19 protein-coding genes are annotated in these 22,906 nt (G+C 70.0%); 6 read left to right on the top strand and 13 right to left on the bottom strand.

Features of this window, described 5'->3' with window-relative positions; translation table 11 throughout:
- Positions 1-252: 252 nt before the first annotated feature.
- Positions 253-555, bottom strand: a complete 303-nt coding sequence (locus JIX56_RS15485; RefSeq protein ID WP_257541111.1) for a winged helix-turn-helix domain-containing protein — start codon at positions 553-555, stop codon at positions 253-255.
- 155 nt (positions 556-710) lie between these two features.
- Here JIX56_RS15485 and JIX56_RS15480 point away from each other — a divergent pair, with 155 nt between their 5' ends.
- Positions 711-1,043 (top strand): hypothetical protein, encoded by a 333-nt coding sequence (locus JIX56_RS15480; protein WP_257541109.1) that lies wholly within the window; start codon positions 711-713, stop codon positions 1,041-1,043.
- On the top strand, positions 1,040-1,426 hold the full coding sequence (locus JIX56_RS15475) for a hypothetical protein (protein ID WP_257541107.1): 387 nt from the start codon (positions 1,040-1,042) through the stop codon (positions 1,424-1,426). Before JIX56_RS15480 ends, JIX56_RS15475 begins: the two co-directional genes overlap by 4 nt.
- A gap of 193 nt (positions 1,427-1,619) precedes the next feature.
- On the opposite strand, the gene JIX56_RS15470 is transcribed toward JIX56_RS15475, so the two are convergent.
- Positions 1,620-2,198 (bottom strand): endonuclease domain-containing protein, encoded by a 579-nt coding sequence (locus tag JIX56_RS15470; protein ID WP_257541105.1) that lies wholly within the window; start codon positions 2,196-2,198, stop codon positions 1,620-1,622.
- Between the two features lie 836 nt (positions 2,199-3,034).
- Here JIX56_RS15470 and JIX56_RS15465 point away from each other — a divergent pair.
- A complete protein-coding gene (locus tag JIX56_RS15465) occupies positions 3,035-3,607 on the top strand; it encodes a dihydrofolate reductase family protein (RefSeq protein WP_257541103.1) in 573 nt (190 codons plus the stop codon).
- A 77-nt stretch (positions 3,608-3,684) separates the two neighbouring features.
- Here JIX56_RS15465 and JIX56_RS15460 read toward each other — a convergent pair whose 3' ends face one another.
- Complete coding sequence (locus tag JIX56_RS15460; RefSeq protein WP_257541101.1) at positions 3,685-4,098, bottom strand: winged helix-turn-helix transcriptional regulator; 414 nt, start codon at positions 4,096-4,098, stop codon at positions 3,685-3,687.
- A gap of 85 nt (positions 4,099-4,183) precedes the next feature.
- Between JIX56_RS15460 and JIX56_RS15455 the strand changes: the two genes are divergently transcribed.
- Positions 4,184-4,996: an NAD(P)H-binding protein gene (locus JIX56_RS15455; protein WP_257541099.1), complete on the top strand. Its 813-nt coding sequence runs from the start codon at positions 4,184-4,186 to the stop codon at positions 4,994-4,996.
- A gap of 393 nt (positions 4,997-5,389) precedes the next feature.
- Here the strand turns inward: JIX56_RS15455 and JIX56_RS15445 are convergent, their stop codons facing one another.
- From JIX56_RS15445 to JIX56_RS15430, 4 genes are all read right to left on the bottom strand, one after another.
- Positions 5,390-6,814, bottom strand: a complete 1,425-nt coding sequence (locus JIX56_RS15445; protein ID WP_257550883.1) for an AI-2E family transporter — start codon at positions 6,812-6,814, stop codon at positions 5,390-5,392.
- A 165-nt stretch (positions 6,815-6,979) separates the two neighbouring features.
- Entirely contained in the window at positions 6,980-7,675 is a 696-nt protein-coding gene (locus tag JIX56_RS15440) for a transglycosylase SLT domain-containing protein (RefSeq protein ID WP_443031824.1), read from the bottom strand.
- Between the two features lie 446 nt (positions 7,676-8,121).
- Positions 8,122-9,447 (bottom strand): PhoH family protein, encoded by a 1,326-nt coding sequence (locus tag JIX56_RS15435; protein ID WP_257541096.1) that lies wholly within the window; start codon positions 9,445-9,447, stop codon positions 8,122-8,124.
- A 318-nt stretch (positions 9,448-9,765) separates the two neighbouring features.
- Positions 9,766-10,539 carry an isoprenyl transferase gene (locus tag JIX56_RS15430; protein WP_257541094.1) on the bottom strand — a complete coding sequence of 258 codons (774 nt, stop codon included), beginning with the start codon at positions 10,537-10,539 and terminating at the stop codon, positions 9,766-9,768.
- Between the two features lie 735 nt (positions 10,540-11,274).
- On the opposite strand from JIX56_RS15430, the gene JIX56_RS15425 reads away from it, so the two are divergent.
- Entirely contained in the window at positions 11,275-12,465 is a 1,191-nt protein-coding gene (locus tag JIX56_RS15425) for a winged helix DNA-binding domain-containing protein (RefSeq protein WP_257541092.1), read from the top strand.
- 5 nt (positions 12,466-12,470) lie between these two features.
- On the opposite strand, the gene JIX56_RS15420 is transcribed toward JIX56_RS15425, so the two are convergent.
- The 5 genes from JIX56_RS15420 to JIX56_RS15400 all read right to left on the bottom strand — a co-directional run bounded on the left by JIX56_RS15420 (position 12,471) and on the right by JIX56_RS15400 (position 17,655).
- Positions 12,471-13,250 (bottom strand): class I SAM-dependent methyltransferase, encoded by a 780-nt coding sequence (locus JIX56_RS15420; RefSeq protein WP_257541090.1) that lies wholly within the window; start codon positions 13,248-13,250, stop codon positions 12,471-12,473.
- Positions 13,251-13,450: 200 nt separating this feature from the next.
- A complete protein-coding gene (locus tag JIX56_RS15415) occupies positions 13,451-13,990 on the bottom strand; it encodes a carboxymuconolactone decarboxylase family protein (protein WP_257541088.1) in 540 nt (179 codons plus the stop codon).
- A gap of 103 nt (positions 13,991-14,093) precedes the next feature.
- On the bottom strand, positions 14,094-16,448 hold the full coding sequence (locus tag JIX56_RS15410) for an ABC transporter permease (protein WP_257541086.1): 2,355 nt from the start codon (positions 16,446-16,448) through the stop codon (positions 14,094-14,096).
- The gene (locus JIX56_RS15405) at positions 16,445-17,134 is read right to left on the bottom strand and encodes an ABC transporter ATP-binding protein (RefSeq protein WP_257541084.1); all 690 of its coding nucleotides are present in this window, start codon (positions 17,132-17,134) and stop codon (positions 16,445-16,447) included. The genes JIX56_RS15410 and JIX56_RS15405 overlap by 4 nt, the downstream gene beginning before the upstream one ends.
- Positions 17,131-17,655: a PadR family transcriptional regulator gene (locus JIX56_RS15400; protein WP_257541082.1), complete on the bottom strand. Its 525-nt coding sequence runs from the start codon at positions 17,653-17,655 to the stop codon at positions 17,131-17,133. Before JIX56_RS15400 ends, JIX56_RS15405 begins: the two co-directional genes overlap by 4 nt.
- 346 nt (positions 17,656-18,001) lie before the next feature.
- Between JIX56_RS15400 and JIX56_RS15395 the strand changes: the two genes are divergently transcribed.
- Complete coding sequence (locus JIX56_RS15395; protein WP_257541080.1) at positions 18,002-20,380, top strand: transglycosylase domain-containing protein; 2,379 nt, start codon at positions 18,002-18,004, stop codon at positions 20,378-20,380.
- Between the two features lie 152 nt (positions 20,381-20,532).
- On the opposite strand, the gene JIX56_RS15390 is transcribed toward JIX56_RS15395, so the two are convergent.
- On the bottom strand, positions 20,533-22,644 hold the full coding sequence (locus tag JIX56_RS15390) for an ATP-binding SpoIIE family protein phosphatase (RefSeq protein WP_257541078.1): 2,112 nt from the start codon (positions 22,642-22,644) through the stop codon (positions 20,533-20,535).
- Between the last annotated feature and the right edge of the window lie 262 nt (positions 22,645-22,906).

Here is a 22,906-nt window from a genome sequence, read left to right as displayed (position 1 = left end):
CGTGCAGATTCGCGTTCCGCACGCGGTGGCGTTCGGAGAGCGGGCGGCGTAGCCGCGAGCAGCAGTTTCCTCACCACGGCGGGATCGGGGAGTTCGTACGGGTCGCGCCGCAGTTGTCGCTCCGCCGCGACGAGCCCGGCGGGCATGGCCGCGTTACCCGTCCGCGGCGGGCTGGCTCCCGTCTCCGCCGCGCTCCTCGGTGACGTCGATGCCGTCAGAGTAAGAGGAACACCCCAGGGAGCCCGCGATCGTTCAGGCCTCCGCCCCCGCATCCGGGCCGTCGTCGCCGGTCCCTTCGTCCTCCGGGTAGGCGACGAAGGTGCCCTTGGCGGGGAGCGTTACCACGAGACCGCGCTCGCGGAGCTCGCGGATGGCGCGACGGGCGGTCAGATACGCGACTCCGTACTCCGCCCCGAGATCCCGCTCGCCGGGCAGCCGCGCTCCCGGCCTCGGATCTCCCGAGGCGATCCGGGGGGCGATGTGGTCGGCCACCTGCATATAGACGTACGCGATCTTGTTCGGGTCGATGGGCGAGTCTCCTGGGTCCACTGCCATAGCAACCACCGTAAAACAGCCCTGAGCTGCACTGATGGACATGGAGCTACGTACTGCTATGCACTGACACGCGCAGCAATGTACCTGGAAGCGCCAAAACCCCGGCGACGAGGCAACGTCCCGGGGCGTGGTCAACGCTGAGAAGGAGCGTCAACATGCTGGACTTTACAGTCCGAGCCCTGGCGTGGGTGCTGAGCATTTGCATGCCGAACCCACGCGGCCGTCACCGCGCCGAAGGCCCGTCCGTATCCCATCCCATCTCAGGTGTCACCCCGACCCTCCTCACCGACCTGATCGACGGCAGCGCCTCCCCCCTCGTACGTCCCTATCTCCTCACCCCGGACGAACGCCACCTCCAACGCGAACGCCGCCGCGCCCTCTACCTGGCCACCCTCGGCATCGACACCGGCCAGGACCACATCCCCGGCATCCCCGGCATCCCCGGCATCCCCGCCATCCCCGCCATCCGCGTGGGAGCCGCCCGATGACCGTCCACGACCACGGCCACGGCCACGAGCACGACCACCGCACCCGCCGCCGCCCGGTCCGCATGTGCGTGCACTGTCAGCAGACAACCAGCACCCCAGTCGTGGTCCACGAGGAGCACGCGGCCACCGGCCCCGGCTTCACCGTCTACGCCGGCCCGCAGTGCGCCGCGCACTACCCACCGCCGGCCGATGCCCTGGAACTCCTCGCCCCGGTCCCGAAACCGTCCCGGATGACGATCCGCGTGTACAAGGTCACGGCAGACGGCTCGACGACGCAGGACCAAGCCGAGGTCCACACCTGGACCGGCAGCCACGTCGACGCCGCCCCGCACACGGCGGCCCTTCCGCCCCGCACATGCTGGAAGTGCCGAGCGGCCGGGTAGCCCTTACCACCCCATGGGCCCGGTGCCGTCCGGCGATCCGACGGCACCGGGTCTCAGGGGCTGAGGAAGGCCGAGGCCGAGCCCGGCGCGGCACGGCCCGGCCCGCGAGGACGCGTCCGGGGTGTCGGCGGACGAGGTCGATGGGGATGTTCGGAGAGTGGGCGGCGCCCCCGGTGGCGTTGTAGACGCCATGTCACTCAAGAGCCCGCCGGATCGTCGCGATCATTGTCTCGGGCGAGTGGAACACCTCCTCCGCCGTGAACCGCAGGACCGTCCGCACCTCGGCGGACTGCTGGAGGTCGTTGAAGCGGGTGACGTCCCGCCGGTGGTCCTCGCGACGACCGTGGTACGCATACCCCTCGATCTCGACGGCGACGCCCCGTGCCCGAAACAGGAAGTCGAGGCGCAGGACGCGTCCGGCGGCGGTGACCACCCTGGCCTGTGTCTCTGGGCGCAGACCGGCGTCGTACATGCGCAGCCGCGCCACCGTCTCCGCCGGTGAGCCGGACGCCGGATCGGCGAGCGCCAGCCACCGCAGGGCTCGGACGGCGCCGCGTGACCGCTCTCCCAGAGCGGCGGTGACCCTGTCGAGGTGGGTGAGCGGTGCTCGTCGGATCCGCCGGTCGCCCACGGTGATCGTGCGGTGGGTGAGCGCGGAGTCGACGGCCACGAGCGCCTCGTCGCGGGGACAGGACAGGAGTAGGTCGGCCAGAGTGCGGTCGACGCCGGTGACCCGCAGTCCGTCGCGTAGGACCACGTCTTCGGTACGCACCGCACTGCGGTGAACTCGCACGCTCTTCCGCTTCCGCACCCTTTCCGGATCGGTGAACTCCGCCTCCACGCGAAGGAGTTCGACACCCCACAGCCAGGCCGCCGCCCGGTGACTCACCACCAACTCGGGCGCCGCGAGCTGCGTCGCGCGAAGGCGTATCCGTAGATCCGGCCGTGACCCCGGCGCAGCCCAGGCACATTCGCCGAGCGCCGTCCACCCCTCTTCCCGCAGACGCCGGAAGAGAGAGGACCGAGGCCACCCCTCCGCCACGGCCCACGACGTCAACAACAGCCCCCCGAGGGCAACTTCCCGCAATTCCCGCACCCCCCAACCCTCCCGCACCGAACCCCCCTCACGCCGAAACCTGTGGACAACCCAACACGGGGCGCGGCTGGAAGAAGGGAAGTGTCTTGTGAGTCTCAAGGGCTCGCGGGCGTGAAGGCTCTGACCTCGATGTTTGCGACGAGAGGTGAGGGAGGGTGGGACTGGGCACCCAATTGGTAGCTAAAGCTGGGGGGAGCGTGACCGCGAGACCGCGCTCACGTAGTTCGCGGGTGGCGTGGCGGGCGGTCAGGTGCGTGGCTCCGTACTCTGCGGCTGGATCGGGCTCCCAGCAGTCTGGCGCCGGGCAGGAGCTTGGCACCGGCAACGGGTTCGGCGATGTGGTCGGCCATCTGCACTCGCGTCGGAAGGCCATATCCGTGCAGTCGAGGCGCACGCGCGCGATCCTCTCCCTGACAACCGAAATGCCGCCCGAGAACACACTGCCCGAGAACACATCGCCCGAGAACCGACACCGCCCGAGTACCGACACCGGAAGCACCGGGAGCCCCGCCATGCGAAAGATCGTCCTGATGATGTCCGTGTCCCTCGACGGCTACATGGAGGGCCCCGACCACGAGCTCGACTGGCAGCTGGTCGACGACGAACTGCACACGCACTTCAACGACGTGCTCAGGGACATGGGCGCCTTCCTCGAAGGCCGCGTCGTGCACGAGATGATGGCCGCCTATTGGCCCACGGCCGACCGGGACCCCGCCACCCCCCGCCCCGTCGCCGACTTCGCCGCGATCTGGCGGACCATGCCGAAGCTCGTCTTCTCCCGGACCCTCCAGCGCGCCGAGTGGCACACGACGATCGTCCGGGACGTCGTCGTGGAGGACATCAAGGCCCTCAAGGCACAGGAAGGCGGCGACCTCGCCCTGGGCGGCGCCGAACTGGCGGCCGAGTTCATGCGCCACGACCTGGTCGACGAGTACCGGCTCTACGTCCACCCCGTACTGCTGAGAGCGGGCAAGCGGCTCTTCCCGGCGGCCGACGTCGAGACCCCGACCGGCCTACGCCTGATCGAGACCCGCACCTTCGGCAACGGCGTGGTCCTTCTCCACCATGAGCGCCCCGCCCCCTAGTGCTGCTCCGCAGAGGTTCGTGGCGGGGGTTGATCAGGCCGTTCGGAAGGTGCTGGAGCCCATTCGGTCACATTCGGTCAGCGGATTCCGGAGTCGGGATGTACGGCATCCCATTCTTGGCGTGCTCGCGCGATGACATCGCGGTGGTCGGCTGACCAATCCGCGAGGGCTTTCACCAGATGTGTGAGGCTGTGGCCCATCGTCGTGAGCTCGTACTCGACTTGCGGAGGCACTGTCGGGTGCACGGTCCGGGTGACCAGCCCGTCGCGTTCCAGCCGACGCACAGTGAGCGTCAGCATCCGCTGCGAGATCCCGGGTATGGCGCGTTGCAGTTGTCGGAAACGACGTACGCCCTGGGCCAGTTCGACCACGACCAGGACCGACCATTTGTCCCCGATCCGGTCGAGCACCTCGCGGATCCCGCAGTCCTCGTGCTCGTCGCCGCAAGTGACTACGGGTTCGGTGGTTACCCCTGTGTGCCCTACTGACATGGAAGTGCCTCCTTACGCTTCGTGAAGCAAACCCGCAGGATGATCCCGGTTACCGAAGAGAACCTACCGGAATGGGAAGACCCTGATGATCCTGGCTACGGGAGCTGCCGGCGCCTTGGGCGCGCTGATTGCCGAGCGGCTGGCGGACCGTGACGACACGGTCCTTGGAACGCGCGATCCTCAGCAGCTCCCGGCTGTGCTGCCTGTCCGCCGCATCGACTTCGACGATCACAGCACCCTCATCAGGGGCTTCGACGGTGTGGATGTGCTGGTCCTGATCTCCGCGGGCTACGGCGAGGACGACACCGTCATAGCCCGGCACGGCGCCGCCATCGACGCCGCGGAGAAGGCCGGTGTGGGGCATGTCGTCTATACGAGCCTGACCGCCGACGGCGATCACCTCCCTTACGCGCTGCCGCACCGCTGGACCGAGAGGCGGCTCCGGGAGAGCACCATGGGCTGGACGATCCTGCGCAACGGTCTCTACGCGGAGTTGCTGGCCGGGCTCGCGGCGCCGTCGGAGGACGGGCGGATTACCGCCCCGCTCGGCGAGGGCCGTCTGGCAGCCGTTGCGCGGGCGGATCTGGCCGACGCCGCGGTACGGGTGTCGGTGGAGGCACCCGTTCATGCGGGACGCGTCTATGAACTCGTCGGCGAGCAGGCCATCGGCGGCGCCGACCTGGCCCGCGCACACGGACCGCACGTCACCTATGAGCCGGAGACACTCGGCCAGGCCCGCGCGCGCATTGCCGCCTCCGGCGCCGAACTGTTCCAGGTGCCGATGCTGGTGGGTACCTACTCCGCCATCGCTGCCGGATTCATGTCCCGCACCGGTGGTGACCTGCGTCAACTCCTGGGCCGCGAACCCAGATCCCCGCTCACGGCAGTCCTCGCATAGCCCCCGGAACACAGGCCTCGCGCAGCCAGGAAAGTCCTATGTCCTGCGCAACCAAGGCGATTCCGACGGCGGTTGTGGTGGAACTTGCCGAGCCGGGGCGAGCGCGCCTTGGGCGGCCGGCCGCGTCCGTGACCGGGCAGGTCCGGCAGGTCCGGCAGGTTCTGCGGGCGGAGATCGTCTCGCGGCGGCCGACGGGCCGGCCAACGTCGCCCTCGCATGCGAGTTGAAGGTCAGCGTCAACACCGTGCGCAAGTGGCGGGGCCGGTTCGCCGCCGGTGGCCCGGCAGCTCTGCCCGATGCGAAGCGGTCTGGTCGGCCTCGTGTCTACGGCCACAGCCGCGGGTCGCCGTGGTGGCCGCAGCCACCTTCCGCGGGGCGGCACCAGCGCCCTTCTCAGCCGCCGCCGGCCTTCATCCGTGCCCGCTGGACCTCGTCCGCGTACGCCCGCAACGACCCCACCACCGTGTTCGTGACCGCGACCAGCGGCACCGCCACCACCGCGCCCCCGATCCCCGCGACCATGCCGCCCGCGGCGACCGACAGGACGACGGCCAGGGGATGCACCCGTACGGCGCGCCCGAGGATGAACGGCTGGAGGATGTGCCCCTCGATCTGCTGGACCGCGAGCACGACGACCAGCGTCATGACGGCCGCGAAGACGCCCTGCGTCACCAGCGCCACGACCACGGCCAGCGCACCCGAGACGACCGCACCCACCAGGGGGATGAAGGCGAAGAGGAAGATGAAGACGGCGAGCGGGACGGCCATCGGCACGTCCAGGAAATAGATTCCCAGGCCGATGAAGATCGCGTCGATCAGCGCCACTATCACCGTGCCGCGCACATACGCCGTCAATGTCTGCCAGGCCCGCGGCCCGGCGCCCGCCACACCCGGCCGGGCCGCCGCCGGCACCAGCTTCAGGGTCCACTGCCAGATCCGCTTGCCGTCGTACAACAGGAAGAGCGTGGAGAACATCGTCAGCAGGATGCCGGTGAGCGCCTCGACGATGACGGTCACGCCCTCCAGGCCCGCCGTGGTGATCGTGTCCGTGTTGTCGCTGATCGCCTCGCGGAGGTTCTGGGCGATGTCGTTGATCTGGTTCTCGGTGACGTGGAACGGGCTGTCGAGCAGCCAGCGCCGCAACTCGTCGATACCGTCCTGGACCTGGCCGGAGAGGTCGTCGATGTTCTCCATGACCTGCCAGGTGACGAACCAGCCGATCAGCCCCATGACGACGAAGCCGAGGACGGCGGTCAGAGCCGTGGCGAGGCCGCGCGGTACGCCGATCCGGGTCAGCCGTGCCACGGTCGGCTGGAGCAGCGCGGTGACGAGCAGCGCGGTGGTGAACGACAGCACCAGCAGCTGTACGGAGCTGATGATCCGCATCAACACCCAGACGGTGCCCGCGAGGACGAGCAGCCGCCACCCGGCCTCGGCCGCGACCCGCATGCCCCAGGGCACCGCGGACGCGGGGTCGGGGCGGGAGTAGAGCACAGGGGCGGACGTCTGGCGCCGGCCGCCTACGGGGGAGCCCGGAGAGCCGCCCCCAGCCTCGCGCCCGCTTTCGCCCCCGGTCCCGGTCCCGGTCCCGGCTTCGGGCCCAGTGGCACCCTCGGAGCCACCTGAGCCACCTGCGCCACCGGAGTCCCCTGAGCCGGCGGCGCCGTTGTCGGCGTCACGGCCGCTCCCGGCGGCGTCCCGGTCGTCGGCGGAGCGCTCGGACTCCGACTCGATCTCCGCCCGGCGGCGCTCCAACCGCTCGCCCCACCCGCTGAGTCCGGCGCCGAGCCGGCCGAGCCACCCGGGAACCCGCGCCATCATCCGTCCTCTTCCCCCGTCTTCCCTGCTGGTCACCGCTCCTCCCGGAGGCCGCGATTCCTCTCGGCGCTTCGACCGTACATGGCCGAAGCCCCCCACCAAAGGACGGTGGAGGGCTTCGGAAGGTTGAGCGGCCGGGCGGTGGGCACCCGACGACCGGCGGGCCTAGTACCAGTTGTTGGCCTGCCAGAACGACCAGGCCTCACAGGGGCTGCCGTAGCGCACTTCCATGTAGTTGAGGCCCCACTTGATCTGCGTGGCCGGGTTGGTCCGCCAGTCGGCGCCGGCGGACGCGTACTTGCCGGCGGGCAGCGCCTGGAAGAGACCGTAGGCACCCGAGGACGGGTTGACGGCCTGGTAGTTCCAGGTGGACTCGTGGTTCACGATGTTGCTGAAGCACGTCCACTGGTCGCTCGCCACGACAGCCTTCGCCATCGCCTGGATCTCGGCGACGGTGTACGAGCTCTTGACCGGGACGTCACCGAGCGAACCGGCGGCCTCGGACTTCGCCTCGGCCTCCTCCTTCGCCTTGCGCTCCTGCTCGGCCTTCTCCGCCGCCTTCTGCTTGTCGATCGCGTCCTGGGCCGCCTTCTTACGGGCGGTCTCCTCGGCGTCCTTGCGGGCGCTCGCGTCGGCGGCGATGGCCTGGGCGTCGGCCTGTGCAGTCAGGGATGCGGTCTGAACCTGGGCCTGCTGGCCCACGGGTATGTCGGCGAGCAACGTGGTGTCGTTCGCGACCGCCTCGGCGTCGTCAGTGGTCGTCTGCGCGGTGCTGCCCGAGGCGACTCCGACGACACTGCCGACTGCGGTGACCGCGGTGGCCGAGGCCACTGCGAATCCCCGGACCGAAATCCGGCTCACACGGTTTCCTTCCAGCATCGCCCGCCTCGGTGACCCTGGCGGACGCAATCGTGCCCCTGACGCTGGCCTCCCAACTGCGGGGTCACGGAGGCGCGGGCCCGGTGGGCAACTCCCTTGCGAGGAGCGCCGCGAGGTGCTCGGGCGGCATACGACAACGCTATGGAGTTGACCATGGTGTTGCTGTGGTTCCGTACCGCTGGGGATACAGGTGTGTCGTATGCGGGGCCTGACAGGAATGAGACTCTGCCGTAACCCGACGCCGCGAGGCAATTCAGTGCCACGTGTGAAAGCTCACACCTCGTTTGACACAGGGGATTCAAGGAAAGCCGCACACGCCGAGGCGCCGCCCGGCTAGGCTCATCGCCTTTGCCGGACGGCGCCAAGGAACTGAAGGAGCTGCCGGTCGGCCGAATTTGACCAAATCGGTCAAGGTCGGCCCAGGAGTGTCAGATCTGCCCGTCCTCCAGCATTTCGGTCACCAGGGCCGCGATCTGGGACCGTTCGGACCTCGTCAGCGTGACGTGGGCGAAGAGCGGATGGCCCTTCAGCTTCTCGACCACGGCGACGACACCGTCGTAGCGGCCGACGCGCAGGTTGTCGCGCTGGGCCACGTCGTGTGTCAGGACCACACGCGAGTTCGCGCCGATCCGGGACAGCACGGTCAGCAGGACGTTCCGCTCCAGCGACTGTGCCTCGTCCACGATCACGAACGCGTCGTGCAGGGAACGGCCGCGGATGTGCGTGAGCGGCAGCACCTCCAGCATCCCGCGTGCGGTGACCTCCTCGATGACCTCGCGGCTGGTGACCGCGGAGAGCGTGTCGAAGACCGCCTGCGCCCAGGGGCTCATCTTCTCGGACTCGGAACCGGGCAGATAGCCGAGCTCCTGCCCGCCCACCGCGTACAGCGGCCGGAAGACCATCACCTTCTGGTGCTGACGGCGTTCGAGCACCGCCTCCAGTCCCGCGCACAGTGCCAGCGCCGACTTTCCGGTGCCGGCCCGGCCGCCCATCGACAGGATGCCCACGTCCGGGTCGAGCAGCAGGTCCAGCGCGATGCGCTGCTCCGCGCTGCGGCCCTTGATGCCGAAGGCCTCCCGGTCGCCCCGTACGAGACGGATGTTGCCGTCGGGCGTCACCCGGCCGAGCGCGTTGCCGCGCTCCGACTGGATCGTCAGACCCGTGTGCACGGGGAGCTCGCTCGCCTCGGGGACATAGAGGGTCCCCTCCTCGAACAGGATGTCCACCTGTTCGCCCGGCAGCGTCAGCTCGGACATCCCGGTCCACCCGGAGGCGTCCGTGATGGCCAACTCCGCGCGGTACTCCTCGGCGAGGAGGCCCACGGACGACGCCTTGATCCTCAGGGGCAGGTCCTTCGACACCACCGTGACGTCGAAGCCCTCGGCCTGCAGATTGCGGGCGACCGCGAGGATGCGGGAGTCGTTGTCCCCCAGGCGGTAGCCGCTTGGCAGCACGCTGGGATCCGAGTGGTTGAGCTCGACCCTCACGGTCCCGCCGAGCTCCCCGATCGGGATGGGGGCGTCGAGGCGGCCGTGCCGGACCCGGAACTCGTCCAGCAGGCGCAGGGCCTGCCGGGCGAAGTAGCCGAGTTCGGGATGGTGCCTCTTCGCCTCCAGCTCCGTGACCACCACGATCGGAAGCACGACTTCGTGCTCGTCGAAGCGGCTCAAAGCATTCGGGTCGGCCAGCAGGACGCTGGTGTCGAGGACGTAGGTGCGCCGGTCTGGCATACGGCGCTTTGTGCTGGTCACCACGGAAGGACGTACCCCCTCGGATGAGGTCGGGGAGCGACGAGAACGATCTGGACCGGTCGTCGGCGCCGTTGCACGGGCCGGTGACCGGCCCTCCGCTGCTTCGTCCGTGCTGCTGTGACCGCACGATCGGGCTGGTGCAAAGGGCCTCCCGGGCGGACGGCCCCGAGCCGCCCGCTGAGATCCGACACCCGTGGTTCGGGCGTCGACCTGACTGGCTTATGCCCTCGAACATGCGCCACCATGCCAAGCGGTACGACGGCGCCCCGGTGAACTCCTCGTTACGTCCGTGCCGGTGGGATACCGGTGGGTTACGGAGTTTCAGCCTCCGTAACGCCGGTGTCGCGCCGCGTAGTCACGCAGGGCGCGCAGGAAGTCGACCTTCCGGAAGGCCGGCCAGAAGACGTCGCAGAAGTAGTACTCGGAGTGCGCGGTCTGCCAGAGCATGAATCCGGACAGCCGCTGCTCGCCGCTCGTACGGATCACCAGGTCCGGGTCGGGCTGGTCGCCGGTGTAGAGGTGGCTGCCGATCAGGTCGACGGAGACCTTCTCGGCGAGCTCCTCCATGGAGGTGCCCTTGTCGTGCGCGTCCTGGACCATCGACCGTACGGCGTCGGCGATCTCCTGGCGGCCGCCGTAGCCGATGGCGACGTTGACCAGTATTCCGTCGACGTCCGCGGTGGACTCCTCGGACTCCTTCAGCGCGGTCTGCAGCTGCCCGGGCAGCTGGTCGAGGGTGCCCACGTGGTGCACCCGCCAGCGGCCGTCGGCGGCGAGGGTGCGGACGACGTCCTCGATGATCCCGAAGAGGGGGACCAGTTCTTCCTGGGGGCGGCCGAAGTTGTCCGTGGAGAACAGCCAGAGGGTGACGACCTTCACGTCCGTCTCGGTGCACCAGCCGAGGAATTCCTCGATCTTGTGCGCCCCGGCCCGGTGGCCCTGCGCGGTCGTGGAGCCCGCGGCCTTCGCCCAGCGCCGGTTGCCGTCCATGATGACGCCGATGTGCTGGGGCACCTGGGCGTGGTCGAGGTGGCCCTCGACCCTGCGTGCGTAGACCCTGACCAGCAGGCCGCGCAGTGTGTCGCGCAGGTTCACGTGTTCCAGCCCCTCCGGTGCGGTGACGGTCCCCTTGGTTCGCAGAGCCTACCGGGGCTGGAGGCCAACTCCGCCAAGGGGTGTGCGGGGTCGGGGTGGGCCTGGGGCCCGGCCGTTCGTGGGCCGCTGCGGGTCTGTGGGGGCTGGTCGCGCAGTTCCCCGCGCCCCTGAGGGAGTGGGGGGTGGCCTCTTGAACGCGGCAGAGGCACCGTATCCGCGCAGAAAAAACGGGCCGGTCCGTGGGGGGGAGACGGACCGGCCCGAGGGGGGGAGTTCCACCATAACCCTTTGTGAGTGATGCTGCGTACATCGGCGTGCCACAACTACTCTCCGGAGTCGCGCGACAGCGCGGCAGTAGCTGCGGAACCGTTCATTCAGGGTGTGATCGGGGGGTGATCATGGCCGGATCGCGACGGATTCCAAGGGGAAGGGGAGGATCCTGGTGGGATTGTGGGGTTCGCGCAATCTTGTGCGACTGCCGCGACGAAGGGGTCCGGTGCCCCCGTTCGGGTGAAGCGGCGGCGGAACGCGCGCTTGACGTAGGTGTCGGCGGGGCGCACGGCGTCGCGCAGCCCCCTCCACTGCGCGATACCGTTCCGCGCAGCTTTGCTCGCGCGAATTGCCTTGGTCTGAACCTATGCGAGAGGGGCGGCGGAAGCCAAGCCGCGGGCGATAACGATGTGGAAACCGGCATGGAGGACAGGATCTGACCTCGATCCCTCCTAGCTTCGTCCCATGACCGCGAAGAGCGTGAGGGGTGCCGAGGCCATGAAGGTCACCTGGGAGCAGGCGAGTGCGCGGCGGGCGGAGCGGCAGTTCCTGGGGGCGCCCGCACCGGCCGGTACGCCGGTCGCCGAGGTGGTCGGCGCCATGCTCGGCGCCCACGCCCAGGTGCTGTCGGCGGCCGAGCTGTCGGTGGGGCTGCGGGTCGAGGGGGTCGCGCGGGCGGACGTACGGGCCGCGCTGTGGGAGGACCGGACGCTGGTGAAGACGTTCGGGCCGCGCGGCACCGTGCATCTGCTGCCCACCGCCGAGCTGCCCTTCTGGACGGCCGCGCTGACCGCGATCCCGTCCGGCGGGAGCCAGTTCGCCCCGGACGTACGGCTCACCGACGGGCAGGCGGAGCAGGTCGTGGCCGCCGTCGCCGCCGCGCTGGAGGGGACGGCGCTGACCCTCGACGAGCTGAGTGAGGAGGTCGTGGCGCGCACCGGGCCCTGGGCCGGGGACCTCGTCATGCCCGCCTTCCAGGACATGTGGCCCCGCTGGCGCCAGGTCATGCACCGCGCGGGCCAGTCCGGCGCCCTCTGCTTCGGCCCCGACCGGGGCCGCAAGGTGACGTACACCAGGCCGCCGCAATTCGAGCCCCTGCCCTCGGCGGACGCGGGTCTGACGACTCTCGTACGGCACTATCTGCGCGCCTACGGTCCGGCCTCACCGCGCCACTTCGCCAAGTGGGCGGCGGCGCCCGGGGCCTGGTCCGACCGGCTGTTCGCCTCGCTGGCCGCCTCCGGCGAGATCGAGGAGGCCGATTTCGAGGGCGAGCCGACCTGGTTGGCGGCGGGCGACACCGACTTCCCCGAGGACCCCGCGCGTGTCCTGCGGGGCGTACGGCTGCTGCCCTACTTCGACGCGTACGGCATCGCCGCGCAGCCTCGCGAGCGGCTGTTCCCCGGGGCGGCGTACGAACGGGCCCTCGCGCGCGGCCAGGCCGGCAACTACCCCCTGCTCCTCGTCGACGGAGTCGTCGCGGGCGTCTGGCACCAGCGGCGCCGGGGGCGGCGTACGACGGTCACGGTGGAACCGCTGGTCCGGCTGACCGCCGGGCAGGAGCGGGAGCTGGGGGAGTGGGCCGAACGGGTGGGAGAAGTGCTCGAAGCGGAGGCCGAGTTGGCGATCGGGAAGGTTACGGTCGGCCCGCACGCGTGAGTGCGTCACCTGGCTGTCGGCTTACGGGCCTCGAAGAGGTGGCGGGAGCTGTGGGCGACGAAGCGGCCCTCGTTCTCGATCCGCTCGTGCAGGGAGCGGAGCTGCGGGAGGTACGCGTCGACGGTGAAGCCGGGCACCATCCAGACGACCTTCTTCAGGAAGTGCACGACCGCGCCGATGTCGTGGAACTCCATCCGCAGCCGCTCGGCCCGCAGATCCACGATCTCCAGCCCGGCGGCCTCGGCGCCGGCCCGCTCGTGGTCCGGATGGCGGCCGTCGCGGGTCTCCTCCGGCAGCGGGCCGGTGAAGTGCTCGACCAGCTCGAAGACGCTGCTCGGACCGACGTGCTGGGCGAAGTACGTGCCCCCGGGCTCGAGCACCCGGGCGATCTCCGTCCAGTGGGCCTGGACCGGGTGCCTGCTGGTGACCAGGTCGAACGCCCCGTCCGCGAACGGCAGCGGCGCCTCCCCCGGACTGGCCACGACCACCACGCCCCGCGGATGCAGCAGAGCGGTCGCCTTCGCGATGTTCGGCGGCCACCCCTCCGTGGCCACGGTGACCGGCGGAAACCTTGGAGCGGAGCCGAGCACCTCCCCGCCCCCGGTCTGAATGTCCAACGCCGCCGAGGCCCGCCCCAGCCGCTCACCCATCGACCGCGCATATCCCCACGACGGCCGAGCCTCCGTGGCCCGCCCCTCGAACCACGAGAAGTCCCACCCCTCGGTGGACACGACGTCACCTTCGGCGACGAGCTCTTCGAAGGCACGGGAGCGGGGGGAGGTCATGGAGACGGATTCTCCCGAGGGAGGGAAGAGGCCCGCGACTGATTTTCCAGCCCCTAATCTCCCGGCCCCTAATCTCCCGGCCCCTAATCCTCCGGGCCCTGAAAGGCAGGGCGCAGCCCCTGCCTTTCAGGGGCGCGGGGAACTGCGCGACCAGCCACAACCGACCCGCAGCCGCCCCACGACCCCAACCTCCCGAGCTCTCACCCGGTTCCGCGGAGAACCGCTTCCGCGTCCAGCGTGACCCCCACCGCCTGGATCACCGCCGCCACCCTGAACACCTCCTGCACGATCTCCCGATCCACCCCCGCCTTGCGGAGCGCCTGCTCATGGGAGTCCAGACAGACCCCGCACGCGTTGATCGCGGACACGGCCAACGACCACACCTCGAAGTCGACCTTGTCGACCCCGGGATCCCCGAGGACGTTCATCCGCAGCCCGGCCCGCAGATTCCCGTACGCGTGGTCCGACAGCAGATGCCGCGTGCGGTGGAAGACGTTGCTCATCGCCATGACCGCGGCCGCGGTCTTCGCCGCGGTGTACGCCTCGGGCGACAGGCGCGCCCCGGCCTCCGGCGCCAGCTCGCGCAGCACCACCGCGGAGCGCGAGGCGATCGCCGTGGCCAGCACGGTGCCCCACAGCTGCTGCCCCGACAGGCCGGAGTCGCCGAGGACGGAATCCAGGTTGAGGCGGAGGTCCCTGGCGTAGTCCGGAATCGCGGACTTGAGTGCGTCGAGCGACATGGCGGTTCACTCCCGGGCGAGCGGATGACGGGGTCCAGTGTCCACGAGGAACGGCCGCGGCGCTTCGGGAAGCGCCGCGGCCGTTGAGCCCCGTGGCCAGGGCCTACTCCGTGCGGAGCCCCTCCGGGCGCATCATCCGCAGCAGCGGCGGCATGCTCAGTGCCGTGACCAGGACGACGATGCCCGCGCCGATGCCGGTCATCGACAGCACGCTCGGCCAGTCCACGACCACCTCGACGTTCGTCATCCTCAGCAGGACCGCGCCCAGGGTGAGGCCGACCGCCAAGGCGAGGGTGAGGCCCAGCGTGATCGGGATCGCCGTCTGCCACAGCACGGACAGGCCGAGCGTGCGGCGTCGGGTGCCGAAGGCGACCAGCGCCGACAGCAGCTTCCTGCGTTCGCGGAGCTGTTCCAGCTGGGAGACGAGGAGGCTCGCGCCGATGAGGACGAGTACGGCGCTCGCGCCGACCAGCAGACCGGTGCGGATGTCCGCGAACTGGTCCACCCGCATGGTCGACTGCCACTCCCAGGTCCTGATGAGCGGATCGATCGCCACGGCCGCGTTGCGCACCTCGTCGAGCGCGTTCGGAACGGTGGGATCCGTCCGTACGTAGACGGTGCTGTAGAAATCGGTCTCCGCCTTCGCGGGCAGGGCGCCCGGCGTGGCCATCAGCCCCGCCATCCCGGTCCGCAGCGCGTCGGCGCGTTCGGACACCTTCTTCACCTCGGCCGGCAGCTTCCAGGCGATCTCGGCGCCCGGCTCGTCCCCGCTGGAGGACGCGTCGAAGTACAGCGTGTTCCCGGCGGTGGCGAGCTTCGTCACGGTGGGGTCCTCCGGGGCGCCCATCATGAAGACGTCGCCGTCGCGGCACGAGGAGATCTTGGCAAGTTCGCGCAGCGCGGCGCAGTCGCCGACTGTCAACTCCGTCATCTCTTCGGGGTCCTTGGCACTGGCGGAGACCGTCGCGGCGGACAGCGCCGCGGTGGCCTCCGCGCCCTTGGCCCGCTTCAGCCTCTCGCCGGCGGCGCTCACCGAGAGGTCATGCGGCAGGACGAGCTCCATCTGCGCACGGGTGGTGTCCTTCCCCGTCGACTCGGTGAACCGGCCCTCGACTCCGGCAAACAGCATCTGCAGGGCGATCGCGCCGGCCACCGCCACCGCGATGCCGTTGACCATGCGAGCCGCCGAGCCGCTGCTCAACTGGAGCCTGCGCACGGCCAGTTGCCAGGAGACCGCACCGGAGCCCAGCCGGGCGACGAACGCCTCGACGACCCAGGGCAGCAGCGCCGTGATGCCGACGAGCAGCAGCACGACACCGCCGATCACCATGTACTCGTTGAACCCCCCGTTGTCCGACCCCTGGCCGAGCATCGGGTAGAGCATCGCGAGACCGCCGAGCGGCGGCAGCAGCCGCCACCAGAGCCTGCGCCGCGCGGGCCTGGCCGTGCGGACCACGCCGAGCGGTTCGATGACGACGCCGCGCAGCGCGAACAGGGTGACGAGGACGGAGGCCGCCGGGACGGCGAGCGCCACCAGCAGGGCGAGTCCGGGGGAGGGGTTGAGGTAGCTCGGGAAGACGCTGGTGTCGAACACCTCGACCGAACCGGCGATCTCCCTGCCGAGCAGGAAGAACACGGTGCCGAAGAGCAGCCCCAGCACGGCACCCGCGAGCGCCTCGCCCGCCGCGATCCGGCGCGTCATCCGCCCGTCGGAGCCGACCAGCCGCAGCGCCGCCAGCCTGCGGTCGCGCCGCTCGCCGCCGAACCGTACGGCCGTGGCGATGAAGACGGCGACCGGCATCAGCAGCACCACGAAGACGACCAGGGTGAGCAGCAGCAGGACCGGGTCCGTCTCCTCCTCGGGCTGCTCGATGTCGGACATCCCGAACCGGTCGATCCGGGCCACGACCGAGCCGTCGATCCGCTCGGCGAGTCCGTCGGCGCCGGCGTAGTAGGCGAGTTCGCCCGAGCCGATCAGCCCGGCCTCGCCGATGGTGCCCACGGTCTCGTACGGCAGCCGGTCGCGCAGCAGGCTTCCGGCGTCCGACTTCAGCAGTTCGGCGAGGCCGGGGGAGACGACCATCTCGCCCGGCGCGGGGAACTTCGCGAGCCCCGGCGGCAGTGGCGCGTCCACGCCCTCGGGTTCGAGCAGCCGTCCCCGGATCTCCCGGTGCTGGTACTCGGTGTCCGTGTCCGCGACGACCAGGCTCTTGTCGGTCGGCCTGGAGCCGGTCTGGTCCTCGAAGTAGCCGATCCCCTGGTCCTGCCGGGCCTCCTCCCGGGCGTCCCGCGTGGCGATCGCGTTCGGTATCGCCGCGGTGAGCAGCAGCAGCGCCACCCCGAGGCCGACGCCGACCGCGGTGAGCAGGGCGCGCACCCAGCCCTCACGGCCCCCGGTGAGGGTGAACCGGACCCCCATCGCCAGGTCCCGGTACCACTGGCGGACGACAGCGCTCATACGACGCGCTCCATGTCCCGTGACTTGCCGTCCCGTACGACGATCTCCCGGTCGGAGTACGCCGCGACCCGCGCCTCGTGCGTGACGAGGACGACGGCCGCGTTGGTGGACCGGGCGGCCTCGGTGAGCAGTTCCATCACCCGCTCGCCGTTGAGCGAGTCGAGCGCGCCGGTGGGCTCGTCCGCGAACAGCACCCGGGGGCCCGTGACCAGCGCCCGGGCGACGGCGACCCGCTGGCCCTGACCGCCGGAGACCTCCCCGGGACGCTTGCGGGCGAGGTCGTCGACCTCCAGGCGCCGCATCCAGCCGAGCGCGGTCTTCTCGGACTCCTTGCGGGAGGCGCCGTTCAGCCTGAGCGGCAGCGCCACGTTCTCCACACAGGTGAGCTCCGGCACGAGCTGCCCGAACTGGAAGACGAACCCGAACTCGCTGCGCCTCAGCGCACTGCGCTGGGCGTCGTTCATGGTGGCCATCTCACGGCCGTTGTACGTGATCGAGCCCGAGTCGGGCGGCACGATCCCGGCGAGGCAGTGCAGCAAGGTCGACTTGCCGGAGCCGGAGGGGCCCATCACCGCGACGACCTCGCCGGGGTGGATGGAGAATTCGGCACCGTCCAGCGCGTTGGTCGGACCGTACGCCTTGCGCAGATCGGTCGCGACGAGCAGGGAGCCGGCGGGGGGCGTCACCGGACCACCGCCTCGGCCAGTTTGCCCAGTCGGGCGGCGGTCAGCTCCAGCCATCGCAGATCGGCCTCCAGATGGAACAGGGCGTGGTCGCAGATCAGCTGATCGGCCAGGTCGCCCTTGCGTTTGCGGTCGGTGAGGATGCGCATCATCCGCAGGTGCTCGGAACGCTGGGTGTCGAGGATCTCGGCCGCGTTCCGGTCGGTGAGCAGGGCGAGGACGACCTTCGTATAGAGGGTCGACTGCAGATACGGCTCCGGCTTCTCGGGCGTCGCGAGCCACCGCTGGACATCGGTGATGCCCGCCTCGGTGATCGCGTACCGCTTCCGCTCGGGGCCGCCGCCGGGCTCCATGCCGTCGACCTCGACGAGGCCGTTCTTCAGCAGGCGCGACATCGTCGAGTAGACCTGGCCGTAGTGCAGCGGCCGGTCGTGACCGAACTTCTCGTCGAAGGCCCGTTTGAGGTCGTAACCGTGTCGGGGCCCGGACTCCAGGAGTCCCAGGAGGGTGTGACCGATGGACATGAGCACGACTGTACACAGGGGGTATACACCGCACGTATACATGCCGTGTATAGGTGGCCACCGGGCGTGGAGAGGCCGCAGGTCAGAGGTGATTGTCACGGTTCTGTCACTGAGACCGGCGACAACCCGGCGACAACTCGTGGGTCTGGTGGGGCAACCATCGGCCCTGTTGGAACGTCCGTTCCGGTGGGATGAGCTCTATGGGCAGGCGTCTCGCGTGCGCATTGTCACGCCGCGAGGGAGCGGACCGGCTCCCCTTTGTCACAGTGCTCGGTGTTAGCTTGCTGAGCCGACAAAGACCCGAGTGACGTATGAGACCGAGCAGAATGCGGAGCGGACCGGAGCCATGGGACGAGCGGAAGAAAGACGAGCGCGGCAGCGCGGCGGTCGCCGCGCGGCGCCCAAGCGCTCGTCCGGGGGCGGGGCGGAAGCCGGGACGACGGCGGTCATAGCGCCGCCCGAGGGCGGCGGCCGGGCGGCGGCCAGGGCCGCGGCCAAGGGCGGCGGCAAGGGTGGCGCGGGCAAGAAGAAGAGCGGCATACGCCGCTTCTTCACCTGGAAGAAGATCCTGGGCACGTTCCTCGGTCTCTGCCTGCTCGTCATGGGCGCCTTCGTCGTGCTCTACCTGATGATCGACATCCCCAAGGGAAACCCCGAGGCGACGCAGGAAAGCAACGTCTACAAGTACTCCAACGGCAAGATCCTCGCCCGCTCGGGCACGACCAACCGCGAGATCGTCGAACTCGACAAAGTCCCCAAGAAAGTCCAGCTGGCCTTCGTCGCCGCCGAGAACAAGACCTTCTACTCGGACCCCGGCGTCGACTTCAAGGGCATGACCCGCGGTCTGGTCAACACCCTCTCCGGCAAGGGCAAGCAGGGTGGCTCGACGATCACCCAGCAGTACGTCAAGAACTACTACCTGACGTCCGACCAGACGGTGACCCGCAAGCTCAACGAGCTGGTCATCTCCCTGAAGCTGGAACGCAACGAGTCCAAGGACTACATCCTCGCGGGCTACATCAACACCAGCTACTACGGCCGCGGCGCCTGGGGCATCCAGGCCGCCGCCCAGGCGTACTACGGCGTCGACGCCAACAAGCTCAGCGTCGAGCAGGGCGCCTACCTCGCCGCGCTGCTCCAGGCCCCCAGCCAGTACGACCTGTCCACGGCCACCGAGACCGGCAAGAAGCTGGTCACGAACCGCTGGAACTACGTGCTGGACAACATGGTCGAGATGAAGTGGCTGGACGCCTCGGAGCGGGAGGGCATGAAGCTCCCCAAGCCGAAGGAGCCCCAGGCCGCTCCCGACATGCAGGGCCAGAACGGCTATCTGGTCGAGGCCGCCAACAACCAGCTGGCCAAGCAACTCGTAGCCGACGGCGACGCCGCCGACTACGAGGACGCCAAGACGAAGATCGAGGCGGGCGGCTGGACCGTCACGCTGAACATCGACCCGAAGAAGCAGACCAAGCTGGAGAAGGCCGTCAAGGAACGGCTCACCAGCAAGCTCGACCCCAAGAAGCGCAAGGTCGACGCCTACATCCAGGCCGGCGCCGTATCGGTCGACCCGAAGACCGGCAAGGTCCTCGCCATGTACGGCGGCGCCGACTACGTGAAGCACTTCACGAACAACGCCACCCGCCGGGACTACCAGCCCGCCTCGACCTTCAAGCCGGTGATCCTCGCCGCCGCCGTCGACGAGGGCGCCGAGACGCAGGACGGCGACCCGATCACCGCCAACGCGATCTATGACGGTGACAGCGGGCACAAGGTCATGGACAACGGCACCGCGGTCGGCTTCAACCCGCCGAACGAGGACGACGTCGACTACGGCGACGTCACCGTGCAGACCGCCATGAACAAGTCCATCAACTCCGTCTTCGCGCAGATGGGCGTCGACGTGGGCATGGAGAAGGTCATGGAGGTCGCCGAGAAGCTCGGCATGGACACCGAGGGCATGGAGGCCGTGCCCGCCCAGACCCTGGGCTCCATGGGCGCCAGCCCGCTGGAGATGGCCGGTATCTACGCCACCCTCGACAACCACGGCAAGAAGGTCACCCCGACCCTCGTCGCCTCGGCCGAGCATCGGGACGGTGAGGTCGAGTTCCCCGAGGCGATCGGCGAGCAGGTCATCAGCCGCGAGGCCGCCGACACGGTCACCTCGGTCCTCACCGGCGTGGTCGACGACGGTACGGCCAAGACGTCCGTCCGCGACAACCCCGCCCGCGACGGCCAGCAGGTCGCCGGCAAGACGGGTACCTCCGACGAGAACCGCTCCGCGTGGTTCACCGCCTTCACCCCGAACCTCGTGACCTCAGTCGGCCTCTTCGGCGAGGACATGAGCAAGAACGGCAAGCACGTCCCGATGTACGGCGCGGCCGGCGTCGAACGTGTCAACGGCGGTGGCTTCCCCGCCCAGATCTGGGCCACCTACACCTTCGGCGTCATGGGCAAGACCACCAAGTTCGACCTGGAGACCACCCAGGGCGCCGCCGTGGAGCCCTCCGAGTCCCCGACCCCGAGCCCGACCCCGAGCCTGAGCCCGGAGACGACACCGGAAACGACCCCCGAGACGACCCCGGAGACGACACCGGAAACCACCCCGGAGACGACACCGGAGACGACCCCCGAGACGACCCCGGAGACGACACCGGAAGCCACCCCGTCCAACGACGGCGACATCGAACTACCGACGGATCCGAACGATCCACAGGCGGACGACTAGCGCCTCCAGCGCACAAGGAAGGGCGCCCGGTGTTCACCGGGCGCCCTTCGCGCCGTTAAGGGGCGCGGGGAACTGCGCGATCAGCCACGACGAACCCGCAGCCGCAGAGCACAGTCAGCCTCGAGCTCTGAACGCTCAACCCAGCGGAGCGCTCACGCCTGATTGAGCTCGAACCACACAACCTTCCCCGCACTCAACCGAGTAGCCCCCCACCGCTTCGCCAGCCGATTGACCAGGTAGAGCCCCCGGCCCCCCTCATCCGTCGCCCGAGCCTGCCGCAACCGAGGCAGCTGAGGCACGTCATCGGTCACCTCACACCGCAGCACATCGGTCCGCAGCAACCTCAAAGTGACCGGCCGAGTCGCATACCGCACCGCATTGGTGACGACCTCACTGATGAGCAGCTCGACGGAGTCGGTCAACTCCTCCAGCCCCCAGCGGGACAGCGCATGCCGGGCCAGCCGCCGCGCCCGCCCCGGAGCCATCTCCTCCGGCTCCAGGAACCAGTACGCGACATCGCTGGGAGCGATCCCATCGAACCGCGCGGCGAGCAGCGCGATGTCGTCGTCCCGGTCGCCCGGGCCGAGCATGTCGAGCACCTCGTCGCACAGCGCTTCCAGCGGCGGGGGATGGTCCGGCCCGGTCAACTGCGCGGTAGCGGCCAGCTTCTCCCGCAACTGCTCTATCCCGGTCCACACATCCCTGAGCCGGGACTCCACGAGCCCGTCGGTGTACAGCAGCAGCGTGCCCCCGGCCGGCGCGTCCAGCTCCACCGCCTCGAAGTCCACGCCACCCACACCGATCGGCGCACCCGGCGGCACCCGCAGCACCTCGGCACGCCCGCCCAGGTGCAGCAGCACCGGCGGCGGATGCCCGGCGTTGGCGATGGTGATCCGATGCGATACCGGGTCGTACACGGCGTACAGGCAGGTCGCCATACGATCCGTACCCAGCCGCTGCGCCTGCTCGTCGAGATGGTGCAGCACTTCCTGCGGCGGAAGGTCCAAGCCCGCCAACGTCTGCGCGGTGGTCCGCAGCTGCCCCATGATCGCGGCCGATGTCATCGAGTGCCCCATGACATCACCCACGACCAACGCCACCCGGCTGCCCGGCAGGGGAATCGCGTCGTACCAGTCACCGCCGACCCGCGCCGTCTCGGCGGCCGGCAGATACCGGTGCGCGAGCCGTACGCCGGTGCAGCGCGGCAGCGCCTCCGGCAGCATCGTGCGCTGCAACTCGTCGGCGATGTACGCCTCGCGGCCGTACAGCACCGCCTTGTCGATGCCGAGCGCGCTGTGCGTGGCCAGTTGGGCGGCGACCAGCAGATCGTCCTGCTCGAACGCCATCCGCTCCGGGCGGCGCAGGAAGACCGCCGCCCCGATCACCCGGCGCCGGCCGCGCAGCGGCGCGAGGATTGCCCGCTGGCCCGTCGGCACGGTCAGTTCGGCGTCCGGCCCGAGCAGTTCGGGCAGCGCGTCGTGCGCGGCGGGCGCGTCCGCGAAGACCGGCCGTACGCCCCGCAGCACCTCGGCGAGCGCCCCGCCGGGCCGTACCTCACACTGCTCGGCGGTGACGACCGCCAGGTCGACGGGCTCGGGCTGGAGCACGGGCATGAAGCCGTTGTCGGTGTCCCGCTCCTCGGGGATCCGGTCGGTGCGGCGCAGGCGCAGCACCATGGGCCCGGTGGGCCGCTCGTCGCCGACCGGCAGCGGCTCGCGCAGATACACGAGGATCGCGTCCGAGAACGTCGGCACGGTGGCCCGGCACAGACCCATCACGATCTCGTCCAGGTCGATGCCCCGGGCGATCCGCCGGGTCGCGGCGCCCACGAAGCGCAGCCGGTCGCCGTCGCGCCGCATGGGCATGGGGGCGCCCGGCGGCACTCCTTGCCCGCTGCGCCGCTCCAGACCGCCGCCGGTACCGCCAGGCCGTTCCGGCTCGCCGCCGGGCTGCGCCGGGATGGTCTCCGGCGTGGGCCGAGGGCGGTGCGGGTCGGGCTCGGTGGCCGCGGGCTGGGAGTGCTCGGAGAGCGCCGGCTGGGCGTGCTCCGAGGGGGCCTGTCCGCTCTTGGCGCACGGGGCCGCGGTGCCCGGCTCGGCCGGGGCGTCACCCGTGCGTGCCTGTGCGGGTAAGGCAGCGGCGGGCGCGGCTCCGCGCAGCGGCTCCTGGGTACGCAGGAGCGCCCCACGGGGATCCGTGGGGCCGGCGCCGCTCTGAGGGCGCTCGTGTGAGGTGGGGTGCTCCGTCACGCGTGTCGAATCCATCCGTCCGGGACTGCGCGTTGTGCGCGCAGTGCGTCCCGCAAACCCGATACTTCGTCCCGCAGAAAGGCCGATACCCGGATTACGTGTCCTGGGAACGGAATTCCCGCGTGGTCAGAGGCAGTTCCTGTGCCACACACGGTACCGGCGGACTCGCCGAACGGCAGTACTGCCCGTCCGTCAGGCCGTCTCCGGCTCATCCCGGTGTAACCCTCGTACCCCTTGATCACGTCTTGCCGCCCCTCGGTGACGTACGGTCAAGCCC

Origin of the sequence: Streptomyces sp. CA-210063 (assembly GCF_024612015.1) — a bacterium.
Classification (GTDB): Bacteria; Actinomycetota; Actinomycetes; order Streptomycetales; family Streptomycetaceae; genus Streptomyces.
This window is presented reverse-complemented; position numbering and strand designations above follow the sequence as displayed.

Excerpts from the sequence above, each read along its gene's own strand:
- JIX56_RS15410 (WP_257541086.1), bottom strand. The coding sequence starts at position 16,448 with ATGAGCGCTGTCGTCCGCCAGTGGTACCGGGACCTGGCGATGGGGGTC.
- JIX56_RS15465 (WP_257541103.1), top strand. The coding sequence starts at position 3,035 with ATGCGAAAGATCGTCCTGATGATGTCCGTGTCCCTCGACGGCTACATG.
- JIX56_RS15390 (WP_257541078.1), bottom strand. The coding sequence starts at position 22,644 with ATGGATTCGACACGCGTGACGGAGCACCCCACCTCACACGAGCGCCCT.
- JIX56_RS15420 (WP_257541090.1), bottom strand. The coding sequence starts at position 13,250 with ATGACCTCCCCCCGCTCCCGTGCCTTCGAAGAGCTCGTCGCCGAAGGT.
- JIX56_RS15455 (WP_257541099.1), top strand. The coding sequence starts at position 4,184 with ATGATCCTGGCTACGGGAGCTGCCGGCGCCTTGGGCGCGCTGATTGCC.
- JIX56_RS15460 (WP_257541101.1), bottom strand. The coding sequence starts at position 4,098 with ATGTCAGTAGGGCACACAGGGGTAACCACCGAACCCGTAGTCACTTGC.
- JIX56_RS15485 (WP_257541111.1), bottom strand. The coding sequence starts at position 555 with ATGGCAGTGGACCCAGGAGACTCGCCCATCGACCCGAACAAGATCGCG.
- JIX56_RS15415 (WP_257541088.1), bottom strand. The coding sequence starts at position 13,990 with ATGTCGCTCGACGCACTCAAGTCCGCGATTCCGGACTACGCCAGGGAC.
- JIX56_RS15395 (WP_257541080.1), top strand. The coding sequence starts at position 18,002 with ATGGGACGAGCGGAAGAAAGACGAGCGCGGCAGCGCGGCGGTCGCCGC.
- JIX56_RS15480 (WP_257541109.1), top strand. The coding sequence starts at position 711 with ATGCTGGACTTTACAGTCCGAGCCCTGGCGTGGGTGCTGAGCATTTGC.
- JIX56_RS15400 (WP_257541082.1), bottom strand. The coding sequence starts at position 17,655 with ATGTCCATCGGTCACACCCTCCTGGGACTCCTGGAGTCCGGGCCCCGA.
- JIX56_RS15445 (WP_257550883.1), bottom strand. The coding sequence starts at position 6,814 with ATGGCGCGGGTTCCCGGGTGGCTCGGCCGGCTCGGCGCCGGACTCAGC.
- JIX56_RS15425 (WP_257541092.1), top strand. The coding sequence starts at position 11,275 with ATGACCGCGAAGAGCGTGAGGGGTGCCGAGGCCATGAAGGTCACCTGG.
- JIX56_RS15475 (WP_257541107.1), top strand. The coding sequence starts at position 1,040 with ATGACCGTCCACGACCACGGCCACGGCCACGAGCACGACCACCGCACC.